Annotated in this window: 17 protein-coding genes and 1 riboswitch; of the genes, 5 read left to right on the forward strand and 12 right to left on the reverse strand. The window is 62.6% G+C overall.

Features of this window, described 5'->3' with window-relative positions:
- Nucleotides 1–3: 3 nt before the first annotated feature.
- Genes ACKAMS_RS11705 through recO form a run of 3 tightly spaced genes read right to left on the reverse strand, consistent with a single transcriptional unit; the run spans nucleotide 4 to nucleotide 2,013 of the window.
- Nucleotides 4–426: a YbjN domain-containing protein gene (locus tag ACKAMS_RS11705; RefSeq protein ID WP_019749000.1), complete on the reverse strand. Its 423-nt coding sequence runs from the start codon at nucleotides 424–426 to the stop codon at nucleotides 4–6.
- Entirely contained in the window at nucleotides 423–1,241 is an 819-nt protein-coding gene (locus tag ACKAMS_RS11710) for an isoprenyl transferase (RefSeq protein WP_019749001.1), read from the reverse strand. Before ACKAMS_RS11710 ends, ACKAMS_RS11705 begins: the two co-directional genes overlap by 4 nt.
- Nucleotides 1,198–2,013 carry a DNA repair protein RecO gene (recO, locus tag ACKAMS_RS11715; RefSeq protein WP_019749002.1) on the reverse strand — a complete coding sequence of 272 codons (816 nt, stop codon included), beginning with the start codon at nucleotides 2,011–2,013 and terminating at the stop codon, nucleotides 1,198–1,200. Before recO ends, ACKAMS_RS11710 begins: the two co-directional genes overlap by 44 nt.
- Before the next feature lie 96 nt (nucleotides 2,014–2,109).
- Between recO and ACKAMS_RS11720 the strand changes: the two genes are divergently transcribed.
- Entirely contained in the window at nucleotides 2,110–2,859 is a 750-nt protein-coding gene (locus ACKAMS_RS11720) for a TetR/AcrR family transcriptional regulator (protein WP_019749003.1), read from the forward strand.
- On the opposite strand, the gene ACKAMS_RS11725 is transcribed toward ACKAMS_RS11720, so the two are convergent.
- Nucleotides 2,856–3,845 carry a diiron oxygenase gene (locus ACKAMS_RS11725; RefSeq protein WP_019749004.1) on the reverse strand — a complete coding sequence of 330 codons (990 nt, stop codon included), beginning with the start codon at nucleotides 3,843–3,845 and terminating at the stop codon, nucleotides 2,856–2,858. The two genes, ACKAMS_RS11720 and ACKAMS_RS11725, sit on opposite strands and share 4 nt — an antisense overlap.
- 104 nt (nucleotides 3,846–3,949) lie before the next feature.
- On the reverse strand, nucleotides 3,950–4,390 hold the full coding sequence (locus ACKAMS_RS11730; RefSeq protein WP_060939209.1) for a DoxX family protein: 441 nt from the start codon (nucleotides 4,388–4,390) through the stop codon (nucleotides 3,950–3,952).
- Nucleotides 4,391–4,528: 138 nt separating this feature from the next.
- Nucleotides 4,529–4,622, forward strand: a riboswitch (TPP riboswitch).
- Here ACKAMS_RS11730 and ACKAMS_RS11735 point away from each other — a divergent pair.
- Nucleotides 4,613–5,404, forward strand: a complete 792-nt coding sequence (locus ACKAMS_RS11735) for a 3-oxoacyl-ACP reductase (protein ID WP_060939208.1) — start codon at nucleotides 4,613–4,615, stop codon at nucleotides 5,402–5,404. It overlaps the preceding riboswitch by 10 nt.
- Complete coding sequence (locus ACKAMS_RS11740; RefSeq protein ID WP_408989066.1) at nucleotides 5,404–6,684, forward strand: LLM class flavin-dependent oxidoreductase; 1,281 nt, start codon at nucleotides 5,404–5,406, stop codon at nucleotides 6,682–6,684. The genes ACKAMS_RS11735 and ACKAMS_RS11740 overlap by 1 nt, the downstream gene beginning before the upstream one ends.
- On the opposite strand, the gene dinB is transcribed toward ACKAMS_RS11740, so the two are convergent.
- Nucleotides 6,681–7,979, reverse strand: coding sequence for a DNA polymerase IV (dinB, locus tag ACKAMS_RS11745; protein ID WP_408989067.1), 1,299 nt, complete (start codon nucleotides 7,977–7,979; stop codon nucleotides 6,681–6,683). The two genes, ACKAMS_RS11740 and dinB, sit on opposite strands and share 4 nt — an antisense overlap.
- Before the next feature lie 121 nt (nucleotides 7,980–8,100).
- On the opposite strand from dinB, the gene ACKAMS_RS11750 reads away from it, so the two are divergent.
- Both ACKAMS_RS11750 and ACKAMS_RS11755 read left to right on the forward strand, forming a co-directional pair.
- Nucleotides 8,101–8,562 carry a MarR family winged helix-turn-helix transcriptional regulator gene (locus tag ACKAMS_RS11750; protein WP_019749009.1) on the forward strand — a complete coding sequence of 154 codons (462 nt, stop codon included), beginning with the start codon at nucleotides 8,101–8,103 and terminating at the stop codon, nucleotides 8,560–8,562.
- Nucleotides 8,559–9,539 (forward strand): zinc-binding alcohol dehydrogenase family protein, encoded by a 981-nt coding sequence (locus tag ACKAMS_RS11755; protein ID WP_019749010.1) that lies wholly within the window; start codon nucleotides 8,559–8,561, stop codon nucleotides 9,537–9,539. The genes ACKAMS_RS11750 and ACKAMS_RS11755 overlap by 4 nt, the downstream gene beginning before the upstream one ends.
- A 23-nt stretch (nucleotides 9,540–9,562) precedes the next feature.
- Here the strand turns inward: ACKAMS_RS11755 and ACKAMS_RS11760 are convergent, their stop codons facing one another.
- From ACKAMS_RS11760 to kdpF, 6 genes are read right to left on the reverse strand one after another with little or no spacing between them, the layout of a single operon-like run.
- On the reverse strand, nucleotides 9,563–10,243 hold the full coding sequence (locus ACKAMS_RS11760; RefSeq protein ID WP_019749011.1) for a response regulator: 681 nt from the start codon (nucleotides 10,241–10,243) through the stop codon (nucleotides 9,563–9,565).
- Nucleotides 10,240–12,780, reverse strand: coding sequence for a DUF4118 domain-containing protein (locus ACKAMS_RS11765; protein WP_408989068.1), 2,541 nt, complete (start codon nucleotides 12,778–12,780; stop codon nucleotides 10,240–10,242). Before ACKAMS_RS11765 ends, ACKAMS_RS11760 begins: the two co-directional genes overlap by 4 nt.
- A gap of 7 nt (nucleotides 12,781–12,787) precedes the next feature.
- The gene (locus tag ACKAMS_RS11770; RefSeq protein WP_019749013.1) at nucleotides 12,788–13,438 is read right to left on the reverse strand and encodes a potassium-transporting ATPase subunit C; all 651 of its coding nucleotides are present in this window, start codon (nucleotides 13,436–13,438) and stop codon (nucleotides 12,788–12,790) included.
- A gap of 6 nt (nucleotides 13,439–13,444) precedes the next feature.
- Nucleotides 13,445–15,550, reverse strand: a complete 2,106-nt coding sequence (gene kdpB / locus ACKAMS_RS11775; RefSeq protein ID WP_020969963.1) for a potassium-transporting ATPase subunit KdpB — start codon at nucleotides 15,548–15,550, stop codon at nucleotides 13,445–13,447.
- Nucleotides 15,547–17,232: a potassium-transporting ATPase subunit KdpA gene (gene kdpA, locus ACKAMS_RS11780; protein WP_020969964.1), complete on the reverse strand. Its 1,686-nt coding sequence runs from the start codon at nucleotides 17,230–17,232 to the stop codon at nucleotides 15,547–15,549. The genes kdpB and kdpA overlap by 4 nt, the downstream gene beginning before the upstream one ends.
- Entirely contained in the window at nucleotides 17,232–17,330 is a 99-nt protein-coding gene (gene kdpF / locus ACKAMS_RS11785) for a K(+)-transporting ATPase subunit F (RefSeq protein ID WP_007731078.1), read from the reverse strand. The genes kdpA and kdpF overlap by 1 nt, the downstream gene beginning before the upstream one ends.
- Between the last annotated feature and the right edge of the window lie 135 nt (nucleotides 17,331–17,465).

Genomic DNA, 17,465 nt, shown 5'->3' on the forward strand with positions numbered 1-17,465 from the left:
GCGTCAGGGAATCAAACCCTGACGCGCGGTATCGGCGCCGGTCAGCGCGAGTAGCAACATCGTGGTCAGTGCCTCGTCGTCCAGTCCGGCCGCCGGGAACGTGTATCGCAGGATCACGTCCGCCAGACTGCCGTGGCCGAATACCGCGATCGAACCGAATTGGATGGTCCGGTTCCGCTCGGCCACCTTGCGATGCAGTGCCGCGCTGACCGGTCGGTCCCACGCGAGGACACACGTCATGGACAGCACGTCCAGACCCTCGGACAAATTCATCGCCTGGATCGAGCACAGCGCGCCGGAGTACTGGAAACCAAGCGAGCCGTCCGCAGCCACATCGACCGTCACGAAATGCGCCAGCGAGGCGGCCGCGCGTTCTTGTAGGCGGGCTGCTTCGTCGGTGGTGTCGGTCATGTTCTCCCCTGTCATTTGACGCCACCGAATCTACGGTCGCGTGAGGCGTATTCGACGCAGGCGGCCCAGAGATCGCGGCGGTCGAAATCGGGAAACAGCTTCTCCTGGTACACCATTTCGGCGTAGGCGGATTGCCAGATCAAGAAATTGGACGTCCGCTGTTCCCCCGACGGACGCAGGAAGAGATCGACGTCGGGCATGTCGGGTTCGTCGAGGTACTTGGCAACCGTCGCCTCGGTGATCTTGTCCGGATTGATCTCACCGGCCGCGACACGCTTCGCGATTTCCTTTACCGCATCGGCAATTTCGGCCCGCCCGCCGTAATTCACACACATGGTCAAGTTCATGACTGTGTTGTTCTTGGTCAGTTCTTCGGCGATCTCGAGTTCCTTGATCACACTGGCCCACAGGCGCGGCTTACGACCGGCCCAGCGAACACGCACACCCATTTCGTTCATCTCGTCGCGTCGGCGGCGGATGACGTCACGGTTGAAGCCCATCAGGAATCGAACCTCGTCGGGACTGCGCTTCCAGTTCTCGGTGGAGAAGGCGTAGGCGGAGAGCCACTCGACACCCATCTCGATGCACCCGCACACGGTGTCCATCAGGACAGCTTCACCGCGTTCGTGCCCGGCGGTTCGCGGCAGACCGCGCTCCTGCGCCCACCGTCCGTTGCCGTCCATCACCAACGCGACGTGGCGCGGGATGAGTTCGGTTTGCAGGATCGGCGGGGTCGCCCCGGACGGATGTGGGTCCGGTGGCCGGATCACCCGTTCAGCAGCAGGATCAAGCGGAGTTCGCGGTTCGCGTCGTCGAATCACGGGTTCCATCCTGCCTCACGGACAAGTCGACCTCGACGGCTGCATGCGGCCTCGAACGCTCGATCAGCGGCAACGTCCGCAATTGACGCTCGAGATGCCACTGCAGGTGTGCCGCGACCAGTCCGCTGGCTTGCGTCCGCAGCGTCGCGGGCGCCGAATCGGTGCCCTCCCACTCCCCTCGGAGCAGGGCTTCCATCAAGTCGAGCACTCCGGGCGACGGCGTCGCAGCACCCGCCGGGCGGCAGTAGGTACAGACGGCTCCGCCTGCTGCGACATGAAATGCACGGTGCGGTCCCGGAGCGCTGCAGCGGGCGCACTCTTCGAGGGCAGGCGCCCAACCCGCGTACCCCATGGCTCGCAACAAGAACGCGTCGAGCACGAACTCGACCGGCCGCGCCTGCTCGGCGATCGCACGCAGTGCTCCCACCGTCAATCGCTGAAGCTGCGGGGCCGGCGCGCGTTCCTCGCCGGCCAACCGCTCGGCAGTTTCGAGTACGGCGCAGGCCGTGGTGTACCGACTGTAGTCGTCGACGATGTCAGTGGCGAAGGCATCGACCGTCTGCACCTGAGTGATGATGTCGAGATTCTTGCCCGGAAGTAGTTGCACGTCGATGTGAGCAAACGGTTCGAGTCTGGCACCGAATTTGGAGGTGGTCCGGCGGACACCTTTGGCCACGGCACGTACCAACCCGAACTGACGGGTGAGCAACGTGACGATGTGGTCGGCTTCGCCCAGTTTGTGCAGGCGCAGCACCACCGCCGTGTCTCGATACAACCTCACTCGACCAGTGTCCCACGTTGTACCGACGACCGATCCCGATGCCGCGCCCGATGACAAGTCGGAAATACGGCGGGTCCGTCCGGATAGACTGGCCCGATGCCGAGCGACGCAATTGCGCAACCTGTCACTGCAGAGTTGACCGGTCGCGAAGCGCGGTGGGAGCGACACAACTCCGAGCGTCAGAAACGGATACTCACCTCGGCTGTCGAACTGATCGAAGAGCGCGCGGCAGGTGCCGAGGTGTCCGTCCAGCAGATCGCCGACCGTGCAGGCCTCGCCAAGTCGGTGGTGTACCGACAATTCAGCGGCCGAGACGACCTCGATCGACGAGTCCGAGCGTTTGTGCTCGGCCAATTTGCGGCGGCCCTGGATGCGTCGATGAGCATTTCGGTAGGCACTCTCGACCAGATCCTGACCCGAACCATCAGCGCCGTCGCCGAGTGGATCACTGAGCATCCACGGATTCACGAGTTCATGGGTACCGGCCCCACCGACTACGACGACGAGAGCATCGACGCGATCAGCAGCCTGAAGGCGACAATCGCCGACTCGGCCCTCACCACTATCACCGAAGTCGGTCGATCCGTGGGGATCGACTCCTCACCCTTCGATTCACTACCGTTCGCAGTGGTGACAATGGTCGAGGGCACGCTCACCCACTGGGTCCGAAGCACCGATCCGAAACCGAGCCGCGAAGAGATCGTCGCCGACCTCGCGAAATACACCTGGTACATGTTCGACGGCGTCGCCCGCTCGAGCGGGCTACAGATAGATCCCCATGTCGAATTGTCCACGCTCATAGCCGAGCTGGTGTCCTCCGACGGAGGAACTTCGCGGCCGGACTAGATCCGGGTCTTGTCGGAACGCTTCGGCTCGCCGCGGTAGCGGGCGTAGTCGCCGTCGATGCGCAGCTTTCGCCACGCACGCTTCGACACCGGATTCATCAATCCGAGTTCGTCTGCCAGGGCTCGCATTTCACCGAAGTAGTTACCCAGGATGCGGCGTGAATGTGGGCTCCCCCAGAAGGCGCTCTTCATCACCTCGTCCGGGATTCCGAATTCTTCGGCGAATTCCTTTGGCGGTGACATGATTTCGCCCGCAAGCCAACGCATCGTGCCGGGGAAGGCGACCGATGTGATGGCGCGACTCGTACGACTGAGTCTGGGGACGTGATTGCGCAGGAACTCGTGAGCAAACGAGATGTGTCTCGCTTCTTCGGCGATGTGAATCTCCATGGTGCGGAGCATCGCCGGCGGCGTGTCCTTACCCTCGCGGATGAGATCCTTCTGGAAGTGGTCGATCGGTTCTTCACCAGCCAGAATGCCGATGAAGAAGATGACCGGGAACTTTGCTCCCAGCACTCCGATGATCGGCGACAGCCGCCGGAACATCGGACGCATACCCGGTACGTCGATGTCCATACGATTGACGAGCTCTTGGAACATCTGGATGTGATTGCACTCTTCGGTCATCTCATGCAGGCAGTACCGGAACTCAGGCGACTGGTTGGGTAGCGCCATGATGTATTGCAGCATTCCCCGGATCAAGATGCTCTCGAATGCCGAACCCACCTTGGTCACATTCGCCTGACGCCACATTCCCATGGCGATTCGACGCTCCAACGACTGATCCTGGTACCACTGCGTCGCTCCGAGCGGATCCGACACGGATGAGAGTACCCACCTCGGATCATGCGGATCGATCGCGAACTCTGGTGAATCCCAGTCGATGTCGAGATAGGGATCGAAACTGCGGGCAACTGAGCCCTCGGACAAAGTCTGCAGTACCTGGCGGTACGGCTTTTCCACTTCGATCGACGCTGACCGAGCCATCGGTGTCTCCTCACGGCCAGTCCGTCGATTGGAGTCGACGGACTTGAATGAGGTCAAACATAATGGGACACCGCGTCCCACGCAACCCCTTCAGGGGCCTGATTTCAGGCCCGCCGCACCGGGATGATCTCGCGAACCTTCTCGTCTCGGAGATACAGACCCGCCCACATGACGATTCCGGTATAGACGGCAAACAATGTCGTGCTCAGCAGAGGCTGTTCCGCTCGAAGGTTGGTCAACACGGCTCCACCCAGGTAACCGGTGAGCAGAATCGCGCCGAGTATCGACGTTCGCGGAATCACGTACAGCGCAAGGCAGATCAGTTGCACCACCCCAGCCGTCAATGCCAGCGAGTCCGGCAACCCAAGTTCGGCGGAGGCATCCTTGACGGTCTGAAGGTTGAGAATGTGGATGATGCCGTCGAAGAGCATGAAAACGACGAACAGCCCACTCAGGACAAATCCGACCTTGCGAGCCGTGGCCGAAGGTGTCGTCGTCGTGGCGTTACCGGAAACAGTTTCGTTGTGGACGGGCTGGGTGGTCATCGGAATCTCCTGGGGCGAAGGCGAGCGGCCGGTTGCCACTTCGCTTGCAATTACGACTCCCGAGCGATCGAAAACTCATCGCGCCGGCCGTTACTACGCACCCGGCGTTCAGGACGATTCACCTCACGTGGTCTGATGGACGGTGACACGGGGTGCCGAAAAAGTCGGCTGAGATCAGACCCGATGAACCTGACCAGTTAGCACTGGCGGAGGGATGTCGACATGACCGAACAGCAATTTCAGCGCGCATTGAACCTCGACGAGCAGATCGTTCTGATCACCGGTGGCGCCCGCGGGCTCGGCGCCGCACTGAGCCGAGCATTCTCCCGCTCGGGCGCCCGCGTAATCGTGAACTACAACAAGAGCCGCGATGCCGCCGAGGCCCTGGTCGCCGAACTGGGTGAGAATCGCACCTTCGCAGTCCAGGCGGACGTGACGGACCGCAGTTCCGTCGACCAGTTGTTCTCCGCTGCACGCGAGAGATTCGACGCACCGATCTCGACCGTGGTCGACAATGCACTGGTCGACTTCTCGTTCAACGGCGATGCCCGGCCGAACGCGGACACGATCACCTGGGCCGACTTCGACTCTCAACTACGCGGAGCTGTTGCCGGAACACTCAATACCACCCAGGCAGCGCTACCAGGCATGCGCGAACTCGGCTTCGGCCGAATCATCACTGTCGGAACCAATCTGGTCCAGAATCCGGTAGTTCCGTACCACGACTACACCGCTGCCAAGGCCGCACTGCTGGCACTGACACGGACGCTGTCCGCCGACCTCGGTCCGGACGGGATCACAGTCAACATGGTCTCCGGCGGCTTGCTCCGCACCACCGATGCGAGTGCCGCGACACCGGAAGCCGTGTTCGACATGATCGCGGCAAGCACTCCCCTGCGCCGAGTCACGACGCCGGACGAATTTGCCGACGCTGCACTCTTTTTCGCCTCCCCATGGTCGCGGGCCGTGACCGGCCAGAATCTGGTTGTCGACGGCGGACTCGTCAAGAACTGATGGGCGCACAGCTACGGATAGGTGCGTTCCTGCTCGGTTGCGGGCATCACAGTGCGGCGTGGCGACACCGCGACTCACCGGTCGAAAGTCTCGGTGACATCACGTATTACGAGTCGCTCGCGCAGATCGCCGAACGCGGCAAGCTGGACGCCGTTTTCTTCGCTGACGGTCACAGTGTTCGAGAACCCGAGTCTGGTGCGTCGTGGTTTCTCGAACCGATCACCGCGTTGACTGCCATGGCACGAGCGACGGCGAACGTCGGCCTGGTCACCACCATCTCCACGACCTTTTACACGCCATTCCACGCGGCACGACTTTTGGCATCGCTCGACCACATCAGCGGCGGACGGGCCGGATGGAACGTCGTGACCTCGATGTTCGACCAGGAGGCGCGCAACCACGGACTCGAGGCGATGCCCGATCACGCATCCCGATATGAACGAGCCGACGAATTTGTCGAAGTGGCCCTCGCATTGTGGGATTCGTGGTCGGAAGACGCGCTGATCCTCGACCGGGCGGGACGTTTTGCCGACGCAGGCAAGATTTCTCGCATCGATCACGACGGCAAGCATTTTCGTGTCGACGGCCCGTTGACGGTTCCTCGATCCCCGCAGGGCAGGCCGGTCTTGTTTCAGGCCGGGGCGTCCGAGCAGGGTCGCGATCTGGCTGCGCAGCGCGCCGAGGCGATCTATTCAGTTGCCTACGACCTACCCAGCGCGCAGAGCTACTACGCGGACATGAAGTCGAGAATCGAGCGCGCCGGCCGGGATTCGAACTCGGTCGCCGTCATGCCGGGGCTGGTCACCTACGTCGGAAGTACTGTCGCCGAGGCACGGGCCAAGAAGGCCGAACTTGATCGCCTGCTGCCCACCGAACAGTCGATACGCCAACTCTCGTTGTTCACCGGACAGGATTGCGAGGACTGGGATCTCGACGGGCCCGTGCCCCCGTTGCCTCCACTCGAAGCATTCAGCGGGCCGCAAGGACGCTACGCAACTATTCTGCGGATCGTCGAGAAGGACGCACCGACTGTGCGGGAACTCCTCGGGACGCTCGCTGCGGGTGGTGGTCACGCAACGATGATCGGCACACCGGAGTCGATTGCCGACGAGATGGAATCCTGGTTGGACGGCCGCGGTGCCGACGGTTTCAATCTGATGCCGCCGACCTATCCGCAGGGCCTGGAAGATTTTGTCGATCACGTGATTCCAGTGCTGCAGGCGCGTGGGTTGTTCCGACACGAATACGAGGGAGCGACTCTGAGAGAAAACCTCACCTAGTCCGGCAGTAGCGGCACCGACAGGTCCGGATCGCGTCCCAGGAGCACTCCCCTCGTGAGAGCCGCCGAGCCGAACTTCTTCCGGACGCTGTCCATCGCCGAGTCGAGGGCGGCAGTGTCCGGACCCGCGAATCCTGGACCGTCGAAGGGCAATTCGAGTTGTTCGGCGCCGTCCCGATCCAGGTTGGAGACAGCGACACCGATCAACGTGATGCCCTTGTCCGCGATCATCGGTATCGCTTCGTCCAGCAGCACCATCGAGGCGTTCAGCAATTCCACTGTGTCGGCGGTGGACCGGCGCAGTGTGTGAGATCGAGTTGCCCGCGTGAAATCCGCGAAGCGAAGCCGGAGCGTGATCGTGCGCCCCGTCCGCTGCGCCGAACGCATGCGTCGACTGACACGGTCGACAAGGGACATCAACGACGCATCGAGTTCTGCGCGGGAATGGGATCCGCGACCAAGCGCATGCTGAGCACCCATCGAACTGCGGCCACGATAGGCGCGGACGGGGCGCGGATCTCGATTGTGCGAGAGCGCGTAGAGATGGCGACCGGCGCCGCCCCCGAGAATCGAGACGATCGAGGATTCGTCGTGCCGAGCGATGTCACCCACCGTCACGATGTCGAAGTTTCGCAACTTCTGGGCCGTGATCTTGCCGACGCCCCACAGCTTCTCGACCGGCAACGGATGCAGGAATTCGGTCTCGCCCTCCGGCGGCACTCGCAGCAATCCGTCGGGTTTCGCGAATGCACTCGCGACCTTGGCCAGGAACTTGGTGCGTGCGATCCCGACCGTGATCGGGAGTCCGACCTGCTCGGCCACGTCGCGCCTGAGGTTGGCCCCGATCTGCAGCGGGTTTCCCACGATTTTGGCGAGCCCGCCGACCTCGAGAAAGGCCTCGTCTATGGAGATTCCTTCGACCAGCGGCGACGTGTCGTGAAAGACGTCGAACACGTCTTTGCTCGCCTGCGAGTACGCCGACATTCGCGGGGGAACGACGATCGCCTGGGGACACAGTGATCGAGCCTGACCACCACTCATCGCAGTTCGAACCCCGAACGCCTTGGCCTCGTAGCTTGCCGCCAGGACCACGCCACCACCGACGATGACCGGCCTGCCCGCCAGAGTCGGGTCGTCACGTTGCTCGACCGATGCGTAGAACGAATCGAGGTCCGCATGGAGGATCGTTGCGTCACCCGTAGGTCGACCACCCCCAGAATGATTACCGCCAGAACGAGCACCGCCAGGGTGATTACCTGGCGTTTCTCGATCCAGCGGTTCATGCGACACGAACATATGTTCCCATGCGCCACCGACACAACGAAAGGCCGCAAATAGATTCCATGGAATTGATCACGAATCGGGCGTACGGTGAAAGAATGATTCCACGGAATGCATATCGGTTCGGGGTCTGCTCATGACGGGGTCGGACCTGAGCGGTCACTTCGACAACCTCGTCCGCTTCGAAACCGAACTGTGGACGGCCGTCGACCAGCGACTCCGAATCGAGCACGACCTGCCACTGAGTCGATTCGAGCCGATGCAGATCATCGACAGGCTAGGTTCCTGTCGGGTCTTCGACATTGCCGAAGCGCTCGCGATCACCGTCGGTGGCACGAGCAAATTAGTGGATCGGATCGAGTCCTCGGGGCACTGCCGTCGACAATCCAATCCCGCCGACAAACGATCCTCACTCATCGCGTTGACCCCCGACGGCATTGGCCTCTTGCAGCGGGCGAAGTCCACGTTCGACGACGAACTGGCACGCCGTCTCGGTTCCGTGCTGACGCCCGAGGCTCTCGATCGGTTCGGCGCCACACTGGCCACGCTGCGCGAAGTCAACCGTCGACTGACACTCATCACCAAGGAGAAAGCATGACCGACACAATGCGCGCAATCGTGCTCGACGCCCCCGGCCCGCCAGAAGCATTGACGATCAGGGAGATTCCCATACCGGCGCCTACCATCGGCTGGGTCCTCATCCGTGTGAAGGCCTTCGGTCTCAATCGATCCGAACTGCACACCCGCCTCGGCCTCGCCGAAGGCGTGACGTTCCCGAGGGTGCTGGGCATCGAGGCCGTCGGCGAAGTGGTGAACTGCCCCGGCGGGGAGTTGACCGAAGGGCAGCAGGTCGCCGCCATGATGGGCGGGATGGGTCGGGTCTTCGACGGCGGATATGCCGAGTACACATGCGTTCCCGTCAGCCAGGTCGTTCCCTTCTCCAGCAAACTGGACTGGTCGACAGTGGGAGCTGTTCCCGAGATGCTGCAGACGTCGTACGGCTCGCTGACGGTGGGACTGGATGCGAAATCCGGTCAATCCCTACTGATTCGAGGCGGAACCTCCTCGGTCGGCATGGCAACCGCAGTCCTGGCGAAGCAGTGGGGGCTCACGGTCCTTGCGACCACCCGCGATGCGAGCAAGACGTCATCGTTGACCGCGATCGGGGTCGACCACGTTGTCCTCGACGACGGTGCCGTGGCAGGCCAGGTGCGAGACATTTTCCCGGACGGTGTTGATCTGGCTCTCGAATTAGTCGGAACACCAACACTTCCCGACACGTTGCGCGCCACTCGCGTTCACGGGACCGTGTGTTTCACGGGCATGTTGTCCAACGAGTGGACAGTCAAGGACTTCTATCCGATCGACTACATTCCACGCGGAGTGCGATTGACCTCGTACGGCGGGGACGCGTCCGACCTGCCTGCCGACGTACTGCAAGACTTCCTCTCCGCTGTCGCGTCAGGCGAGGCGGTGGTACCGATCGACGAGGTATTCGCATTCGAGGACATCGCGCAAGCGCATGCCAAGATGGAAGCCGGTACGGCTCGTGGCAAATTGGTGGTGATGATCTGACCTGGTTTCTCACACCTGGTTTCTCACACCACGAATCGATAACCCATCCCCGCCTCGGTGATCAGATGCTTGGGGTTGGCCGGGTCGTCCTCGAGCTTGCGACGAAGTTGAGCCAGGTAGACACGCAGATAGTGAGTCTCGGTGTCGTAAGCGGGTCCCCACACCTCCCGAAGCAATTCCTTCTGCCCGACCAGCTTTCCGCGGTTGCGCACAAGCATCTCGAGCATGCCCCACTCCGTCGGAGTCAGATGCACCTGTTCACCGCGCCGACTCACCGTTTTGGCAGCCAAGTCCACCGTGAACGACGCAGTCTCGACCGACGGTTCCGAGGTATCGGCCGCCGAGGTTCCACGCCTCGCCGCTGCGCGCACGCGGGCCAGAAACTCGTCCATCCCGAAGGGCTTGGTGACGTAATCGTCGGCACCGGCATCGAGGGCCTCGACTTTGTCCGCGGAGTCGGTGCGCGCCGACAGCACGATGACCGGCGCCGTGCACCAGCCACGCAGGCCTGCAAGTACTTCGGTGCCGTCCATGTCCGGCAGTCCGAGATCGAGAATCACCACGTCCGGCGGCCGTTCCGCTGCAGCGCGCAGGGCCCCTGCTCCGGTGGACGCCGTCACCACGTCATATCCACGCACAGTGAGGTTGATGCGTAGTGCCCGCAAGATCTGCGGTTCGTCGTCGACAACCAGTATCCGGCTCATGACTCGCTTCCATTCGTTCCTGCACCGGCCAGTTCGACCATCATCGTCAACCCACCGCCCGGAGTGTCGGTGGCACTGACCGTTCCGCCCATCGCGTCGACAAATCCACGAACCACGGACAGCCCGAGGCCCACTCCGCCGGTGTTGTCGCGATCTCCCATCCGCTGGAACGGCTCGAACATCGATTCGGCTTCACCACGGGGTACACCGGGGCCGGTATCTGCGACGGTGATGACGGTGCGGTCTCCGACGCGTGCTGCTCCCACTCGCACCGGTGTTGTGCCGCCGTACCGCAATGCGTTGTCGACGAGGTTGGCGATCACTCTCTCGAGCAAACCCTGATCGGCTTGCACGGCAACAGTACCCACGTCGACGATCACACTGTAGGACCGGGAGTCCGACCGGCCGCCGATGCCTAATCCAAGCAACGCCCGGTGAACAACTTCGTCGAGGTACACCGCCCGCAACGTCGGCTTGACCACTCCCGCAGCCAGTCTGGACGAATCAAGAAGGTTGCCGACCAGCGCGGTCAACTGATCCGCAGACTCCTCGATGGTGGCCAGTAGTTCTGCCGTGTCCTCAGGTGAGAACTCGATGTCGTCGCTGCGCAAGCTCGACACAGCAGCCTTCACGCCGGCGAGCGGTGTCCGAAGGTCATGGCTCACAGCCGAAAGCAATGCTCGGCGCAGTTGATCAGCCTCGGTCAATGCAGCCGCCTTGCTCGCTTCGACCGTGAGCTTGTCCTGACGGATCATGCCGACCGCCTGGTGCGCGACAACGGTCAACACCCGACGATCACGCGCACTCAACTCCGGCCCCGACAGCATCAGTGCGTATTCGCCGTCGTTTACCTCGCACACGGAATCCGCGTCAGCTTCACGTGCCGGCGGTTCTGCACCCACGGCCGCGACTACGCCATCCTCATGATGCACCACTGAAACCCCCCGTTGACGGTAGATTTCGCGAGCTTTCTCGAGCAGCGTGGACAGGTCAGCACCGCGGAGAACCGACCCCGCAAACAGTGTCAGAAGTTCCGCTTCCTCCGAAGCGCGCTTCGCTTCTCGAGCTTTTTTGGCGGCAGCGTCCACCAGAACGGCCACTGCCACAGCCACTATCAGCAGCACCACCGTCGTGATGAAGTTGTCGGGTTCGGCGATCGTGAAGCTGTACCTGGGGTCGGTGAAGAAGTAATTGAGCAGCAGTCCCGATAACAGAGCAGACAGCATTGCCGGCCCGACACCACCGAGCAGCGCGACCAGAACCACCACCACGAAGAACAACGCATTTTCGCCCGGCACGCCGGAGATCCGGTCGATCAGACCCATGAGTCCGGCTGCGGCCGTCGGAACCACCACTGCCGCAATCCACGACAGCAAGCGGTACTCGGATCGGCCGAACAACGAGATCCGCCGACGGACGGTCGTTTCCTCATGGGTGACCATGTGAACGTCGATGCCGCCGGACTGCTGAACCACCGCGGCGCCGATCCCCTCGTCGAGGATGCGCGCCAGCCGAGAACGTCGAGACGTTCCCAGAACCAACTGTGTGGCGTTCTCCTCGCGGGCGAATTCGAGAAGCGTCGACGGTACGTCGTCACCGACAACGGTGTGAAGCGTGGCGCCGACCCCGACGGCCAACGCGCGCACCTTGCCCATCTCCGGAGCCGAGACGCCGGTGAGTCCGTCACCGCGCACGACGTGGACCACCATCAGCTCGGCACTCGATTTCGACGCGATACGGGATGCGCGTCGTACCAGCGTTTCCGACTCCGGTCCCCCGGTCACGGCAACGACGACACGCTCGCGCGCCTCCCAGGTATCGGTGATCTTGTTCTCGGCCCGGTACTTCGCCAGGGCGGCGTCCACCTGATCGGCCACCCACAGCAGAGCCAGTTCGCGTAGCGCCGTGAGGTTTCCGCGTCTGAAGTAGTTACCCAATGCCGCATCGACACGCTCCGGCGAATACACGTTGCCGTGAGAAAGTCTGCGGCGCAGCGCCTCCGGAGTGATGTCGACCAGCTCGACCTGCGCCGCACTACGCACTATCGCGTCCGGAACCGTCTCCTGCTGAACCACGCCGGTGATGTGCGCGACAACGTCGTTGAGGCTTTCGAGGTGTTGCACGTTGACCGTGGACAGGACGTCGATCCCGGCTTCGAGCAGTTCCTGCACGTCCTGCCAGCGCTTGTGATTCTTACTCCCCGGCGTGTTGGTGTGTGCCAACTCGTCCACGAGGACAAGGGCCGGCCGCCGAGCCAACACGGCCTCGACGTCCAGTTCCGGCATCCGTGTTCCGCGATAGTCCACCAGCTTCGGCGGAATGATCTCGAGGTCACCGATCTGCGCCGCCGTGCGGGCGCGGCCGTGTGTCTCCACAACAGCCGCGACCACGTCACAGCCACGATCTCGACGTCGATGAGCCTCACCGAGCATCGCGAAGGTCTTTCCGACGCCGGGGGCAGCGCCGAGGTAGATACGCAATTCACCACGTTTGCGTGCCCTACCGAAAGATTGACCGACCTTCTCCGAAGAACTCACGTGACAATCATCCACCAGTCGTCGGCGCAGCACACGTAGGTGCCGTCAATCCGAGTGCCAGGTTCAATTCCAGGACGTTGACTCGCTCGGCTCCGAGAAATCCGAGTTGCCGACCGTCGGTGTGCTCAGCCACCAAGTCCCGCACCTGGTCTTCCGAGATGCCGTTGTTCGCCGCCACCCTCGCGACCTGCAGCTCGGCGTACGCCGGACTGATGTGGGGATCGATACCCGAGCCCGAACCGGTGACTGCGTCGACGGGAACCGATGCCGGGTCGACGCCCTCACGTGCCGCGATGGCTGCCCGGCGCTCGATGATGAATCCGGCCAGAATCTCGCTGCTCGGCCCCTGGTTGGACGGTAGTGCCGCAGCGGGATCACCGGTGGCAAAAGGATCCTCGTCCGAAACGGATCCGACAACGCGGTTGTGGAAGAACGGGTCCTGCTGCCCTTCGGCAACCTGCGGATCAACACCCACCCAGGCACTGCCGACCACGCAACCGGCGGCATCAGTGACCGGTGAGCCTTCGGCAGATCCGGAGCTGATCCGGCTGACCCCCCACACCGCGGCGGGATAGATCACACCGAGAACGACCGTGAGTGCAAGTAATACGAGCAAACCCGCCCACACCTGTTTGGCAAAACCGATAGTGAAACGCATGTCAGGTCACCCAATTCCAGGAATCAAACGCACGACGAGATCGATCAACCAGATACCGACGAACGGTGTGATCACACCGCCGAGACCGTAGACGAGCAGGTTACGTCCGAGCAACTGCGATGCTGTCGACGGTCGGTATCGAACACCCTTGAGTGCCAACGGAATCAACCCGATGATCACCAAGGCGTTGAAGATCACGGCCGAGACGATCGCGGATTCGGGGGTGGCGAGCCGCATGATGTTCAACGCGTCCAGCTGCGGGTAGATGCCGCTGAACAATGCCGGCAGGATTGCGAAGTACTTCGCCAGGTCGTTCGCCAACGAGAATGTGGTCAAGGCGCCGCGGGTGATCAGCAATTGCTTGCCGATTTCCACTACCTCGATCAACTTGGTGGGATCAGAATCGAGATCGACCATGTTCCCGGCCTCTTTGGCTGCCGAGGTTCCCGTGTTCATCGCGACCCCGACATCTGCCTGGGCAAGGGCGGGCGCATCATTGGTCCCGTCACCGGTCATCGCGACGAGACGTCCGCCTTCCTGCTCCTTCCGGATCAGGGCCAGTTTGTCTTCCGGGGTGGCCTCCGCCATGAAGTCGTCGACGCCCGCCTCATCGGCAATCGCCTTCGCGGTCAACGGATTGTCGCCGGTGATCATGATCGTGCGAATACCCATCGCCCGGAGTTCGGCGAACCTGTCAGCCATTCCCGGCTTGACGACGTCGGACAACGCGATCACGCCGAGGATCGAGGTGCTCTCACCGTGTTTGACGGCAACTACCAGTGGTGTTCCGCCGGCTTGGGCGATGTCGTTCACGGTGTCGGTCACCGCGGTCTCTGCATGTCCACCGCCACTGACGACCCAGTTCATCACCGCATCTGCTGCACCCTTTCGGATTTGGCGTCCGGAGTGGTCGAGCCCGCTCATCCGCGTTTGTGCCGTGAAGGGAACGAACTCGGCGCGTTCCTCGTCGAGCGTCGGTTCGGCCGCGAGAGAGAACTCTGCTGCGCACAACTCGACGATGCTCCGTCCCTCGGGAGTTCCGTCGGCCAGGCTCGACAAGCGCGCTGCCGCAGCAAGATCGTCGGCGGATACGCCGGGTGCCGGGTGGAGCGCGGTCGCCCGGCGGTTGCCGAAGGTGATGGTTCCGGTCTTGTCCATCAACAGGGTGTCGATGTCGCCCGCAGCTTCCACGGCACGCCCCGACATCGCGAGAACGTTGCGCTGGACGAGGCGGTCCATGCCCGCGATACCGATTGCCGAGAGCAGCGCTCCGATGGTCGTCGGGATCAGGCAGACGAGGAGTGCGATCAGCTTGATCGGATCCTGCTCGTGCCCCGCGTACAAGCCCATCGGGCCGATGGCTACGACGGCGAGGAGGAAGATGACCGTCAACGACGCGAGCAGGATGTTGAGCGCAATCTCGTTGGGTGTCTTCTGACGCGAGGCGCCTTCGACGAGCGCGATCATCCGGTCCACGAACGAACTGCCCGGTGCTGCGGTGATTTCCACGACGATCCGGTCGGAGAGAACCGTCGTACCACCGGTGACGGCGCAGCGGTCGCCACCGGATTCACGGACTACCGGGGCGGATTCACCGGTGATCGCCGATTCGTCCACGGAGGCAATACCTTCGACCACGTCGCCGTCGCCGGGGATGACCTCGCCGGCAACCACGATCACCCGGTCGCCGACCACCAGTTCGGTGCCGGAAACCGATTCGATCGCGCCGCTCATCGTGATCCGATGTGCTGTGGTGTCCTGCTTGACCTTGCGCAGGCTGGCCGCCTGAGCCTTGCCTCGCCCTTCGGCCACGGATTCGGCGAGGTTCGCGAAGATCACCGTGAACCAGAGCCACAGGGTGATCACCCATGAGAACACCGAGGGATCGGCGATCGCCATGACGGTGGTGATGACGGAACCGACGAACACCACGAACATGACCGGGTTACGCGCCAAGTGGCGTGGATCGAGTTTGCGTACGGCCCCCGGCAACGCGGTGATCATCTGCCGCGGGTTGAATACGCCTGCGTGTACTTGACGGGACTGCCCTGGATCAACCTTGTCGGCAGCGTCTTGCGCTACCACGGGTTTCTCACTGATACGCACGGTCATTGAAGAGCCTCCGCTAGCGGGCCCAGCGCGAGGGCCGGGAAGAATGTAAGTGCAGCAACAAGAACGACGGTGCCGGTCAACAGGCCGGTGAACATCGGGCCGGATGTGGGGAGGGTGCCCGCCGTCGGCGCCACCTTCTTCTGAGAGGCCAGCGCACCGGCCAGAGCGAGAACGAAGATGATGGGCAGGAATCGGCCCAGAAGCATGCAGATTCCGAGGGACGACTGGAACCAGTCGCTGGTGACGGTCAGACCGCCGAACGCGCTGCCGTTGTTGTTCGAGGCGGAAGCGAAGGCATAGAGGACCTCGCTGAACCCGTGGATCGATCCCGGCGTGCCCGGATCTCCCCCGTTGCCTTGATAACCGGTGGTCGAACCGAGGATCACGGTGATGGCGGTACCGATCAGGACCAGTGCGGGCATGACCAGGATCGACAGCGCCGCAAGGGTTATCTCGCGACGACCCAACTTCTTGCCGAGGTATTCGGGCGTGCGACCGACCAACAGTCCGCCGACGAACACTGCGATCAGCGCCAGCACGAGAATCCCGTAGAGGCCGGTTCCGACTCCGCCCGGCGCGATTTCGCCGAGCAACATGTTGAGCAGGACCGCGCCGCCGCCGAGGGGCGACATGCTGTCGTGGGCCGAGTTCACCGCACCCGTCGACGTTCCCGTGGTCGCCACCGCGAACAATGCCGATCCGGGGATTCCGAAGCGAACTTCCTTGCCCTCCATCATCGAACCAGCTGCTGTGGCGGCAACACCGCGTGCGCCGGATTCGGCAGCGAGCGTCACCGCGAGCAGTCCGCTCCACAGGATTCCCATCACTGCGAGCAGGGTGAGGCCTTGCCTACGATCACCGACGAGCGTTCCGAATGTTCGTGTGAGGCAGACCGGAATCAACAGGATCGCCAGAATCTCGACGATATTGCTCAGCGGGGTGGGGTTCTCGAACGGGTGCGCCGAGTTGGCAGCCAAGATCCCGCCGCCGTTCGTGCCGAGTTCCTTGATCGCTTCCTGGGACGCGACGGGAGCTAGTGCATTGGTCACCGCATTGCCGTCGAGGCCAGTGGAGGCGAAACCGCTGTGGAACGACTGGATCACTCCCTGGCTCAACAGGATCAGGGCGATCACGAAGGAGAACGGGAGGAGGATGCGCAGAGAACCACGCGTCAGATCGACCCAGAAGTTGCCGATTTCGCCGCCCCGGGCAACCCGAATGAAGCCACGAACCAATGCGATGGCCACCGCCATCCCGACTGCGGCAGAGACGAAGTTCTGCACCGCCAGGCCGACGGGCTGAACGAAGTTGCTCATCGTCGTTTCCGGCGTGTACGACTGCCAGTTCGTGTTCGCCACAAAGGAAATCGCGGTGTTGAAGGCAACGGCAGGGCTGACGCCGGACAGTCCGTCACTCAGCGGTAGTACACCCTGAATCCGTTGGAGAAAGTACAAGAACAATGCGCTCGCCAACGAGAATCCGAGAACGCTTGCGGCGTAGCCGTACCACGTCTGCTCGGCCCGCGAGTCGATCCGGCCGACGCGGTAGATCACACTCTCGACCCGCAGATCTCGCGTCGACGTGTAAACGCGTGCCATGTAGTCGCCCACCGGAACGTAGGCAATTGCCAGAACGGCGAGGACAAAAGCGATCTGCAGGCCGGCTGCAAGAGCGGGCGACATCAGAACCTCTCAGGATCTACGAGTGCAACGAGCAGATAAATGACCAATGCCGCGGCGACGGCGATCAGAACCACGCTGACCACACCGGCAACCGTCATTTGGGAGCGCTCGCCTGTAGGGCGCGCAGCACCAGCGCGCACACGAGAAAACCACCGAGAATCAGAGCAACGTAGGCCAGATCGGCCATGAGCTTCCCTCTTCGAAATCTTTTGCCGTGCTGCTGTGCATCGCAG

The organism is Rhodococcus sp. 5A-K4 (assembly GCF_046097995.1).
In the GTDB taxonomy this organism is placed as follows: Bacteria; Actinomycetota; Actinomycetes; order Mycobacteriales; family Mycobacteriaceae; genus Rhodococcus_F; species Rhodococcus_F erythropolis.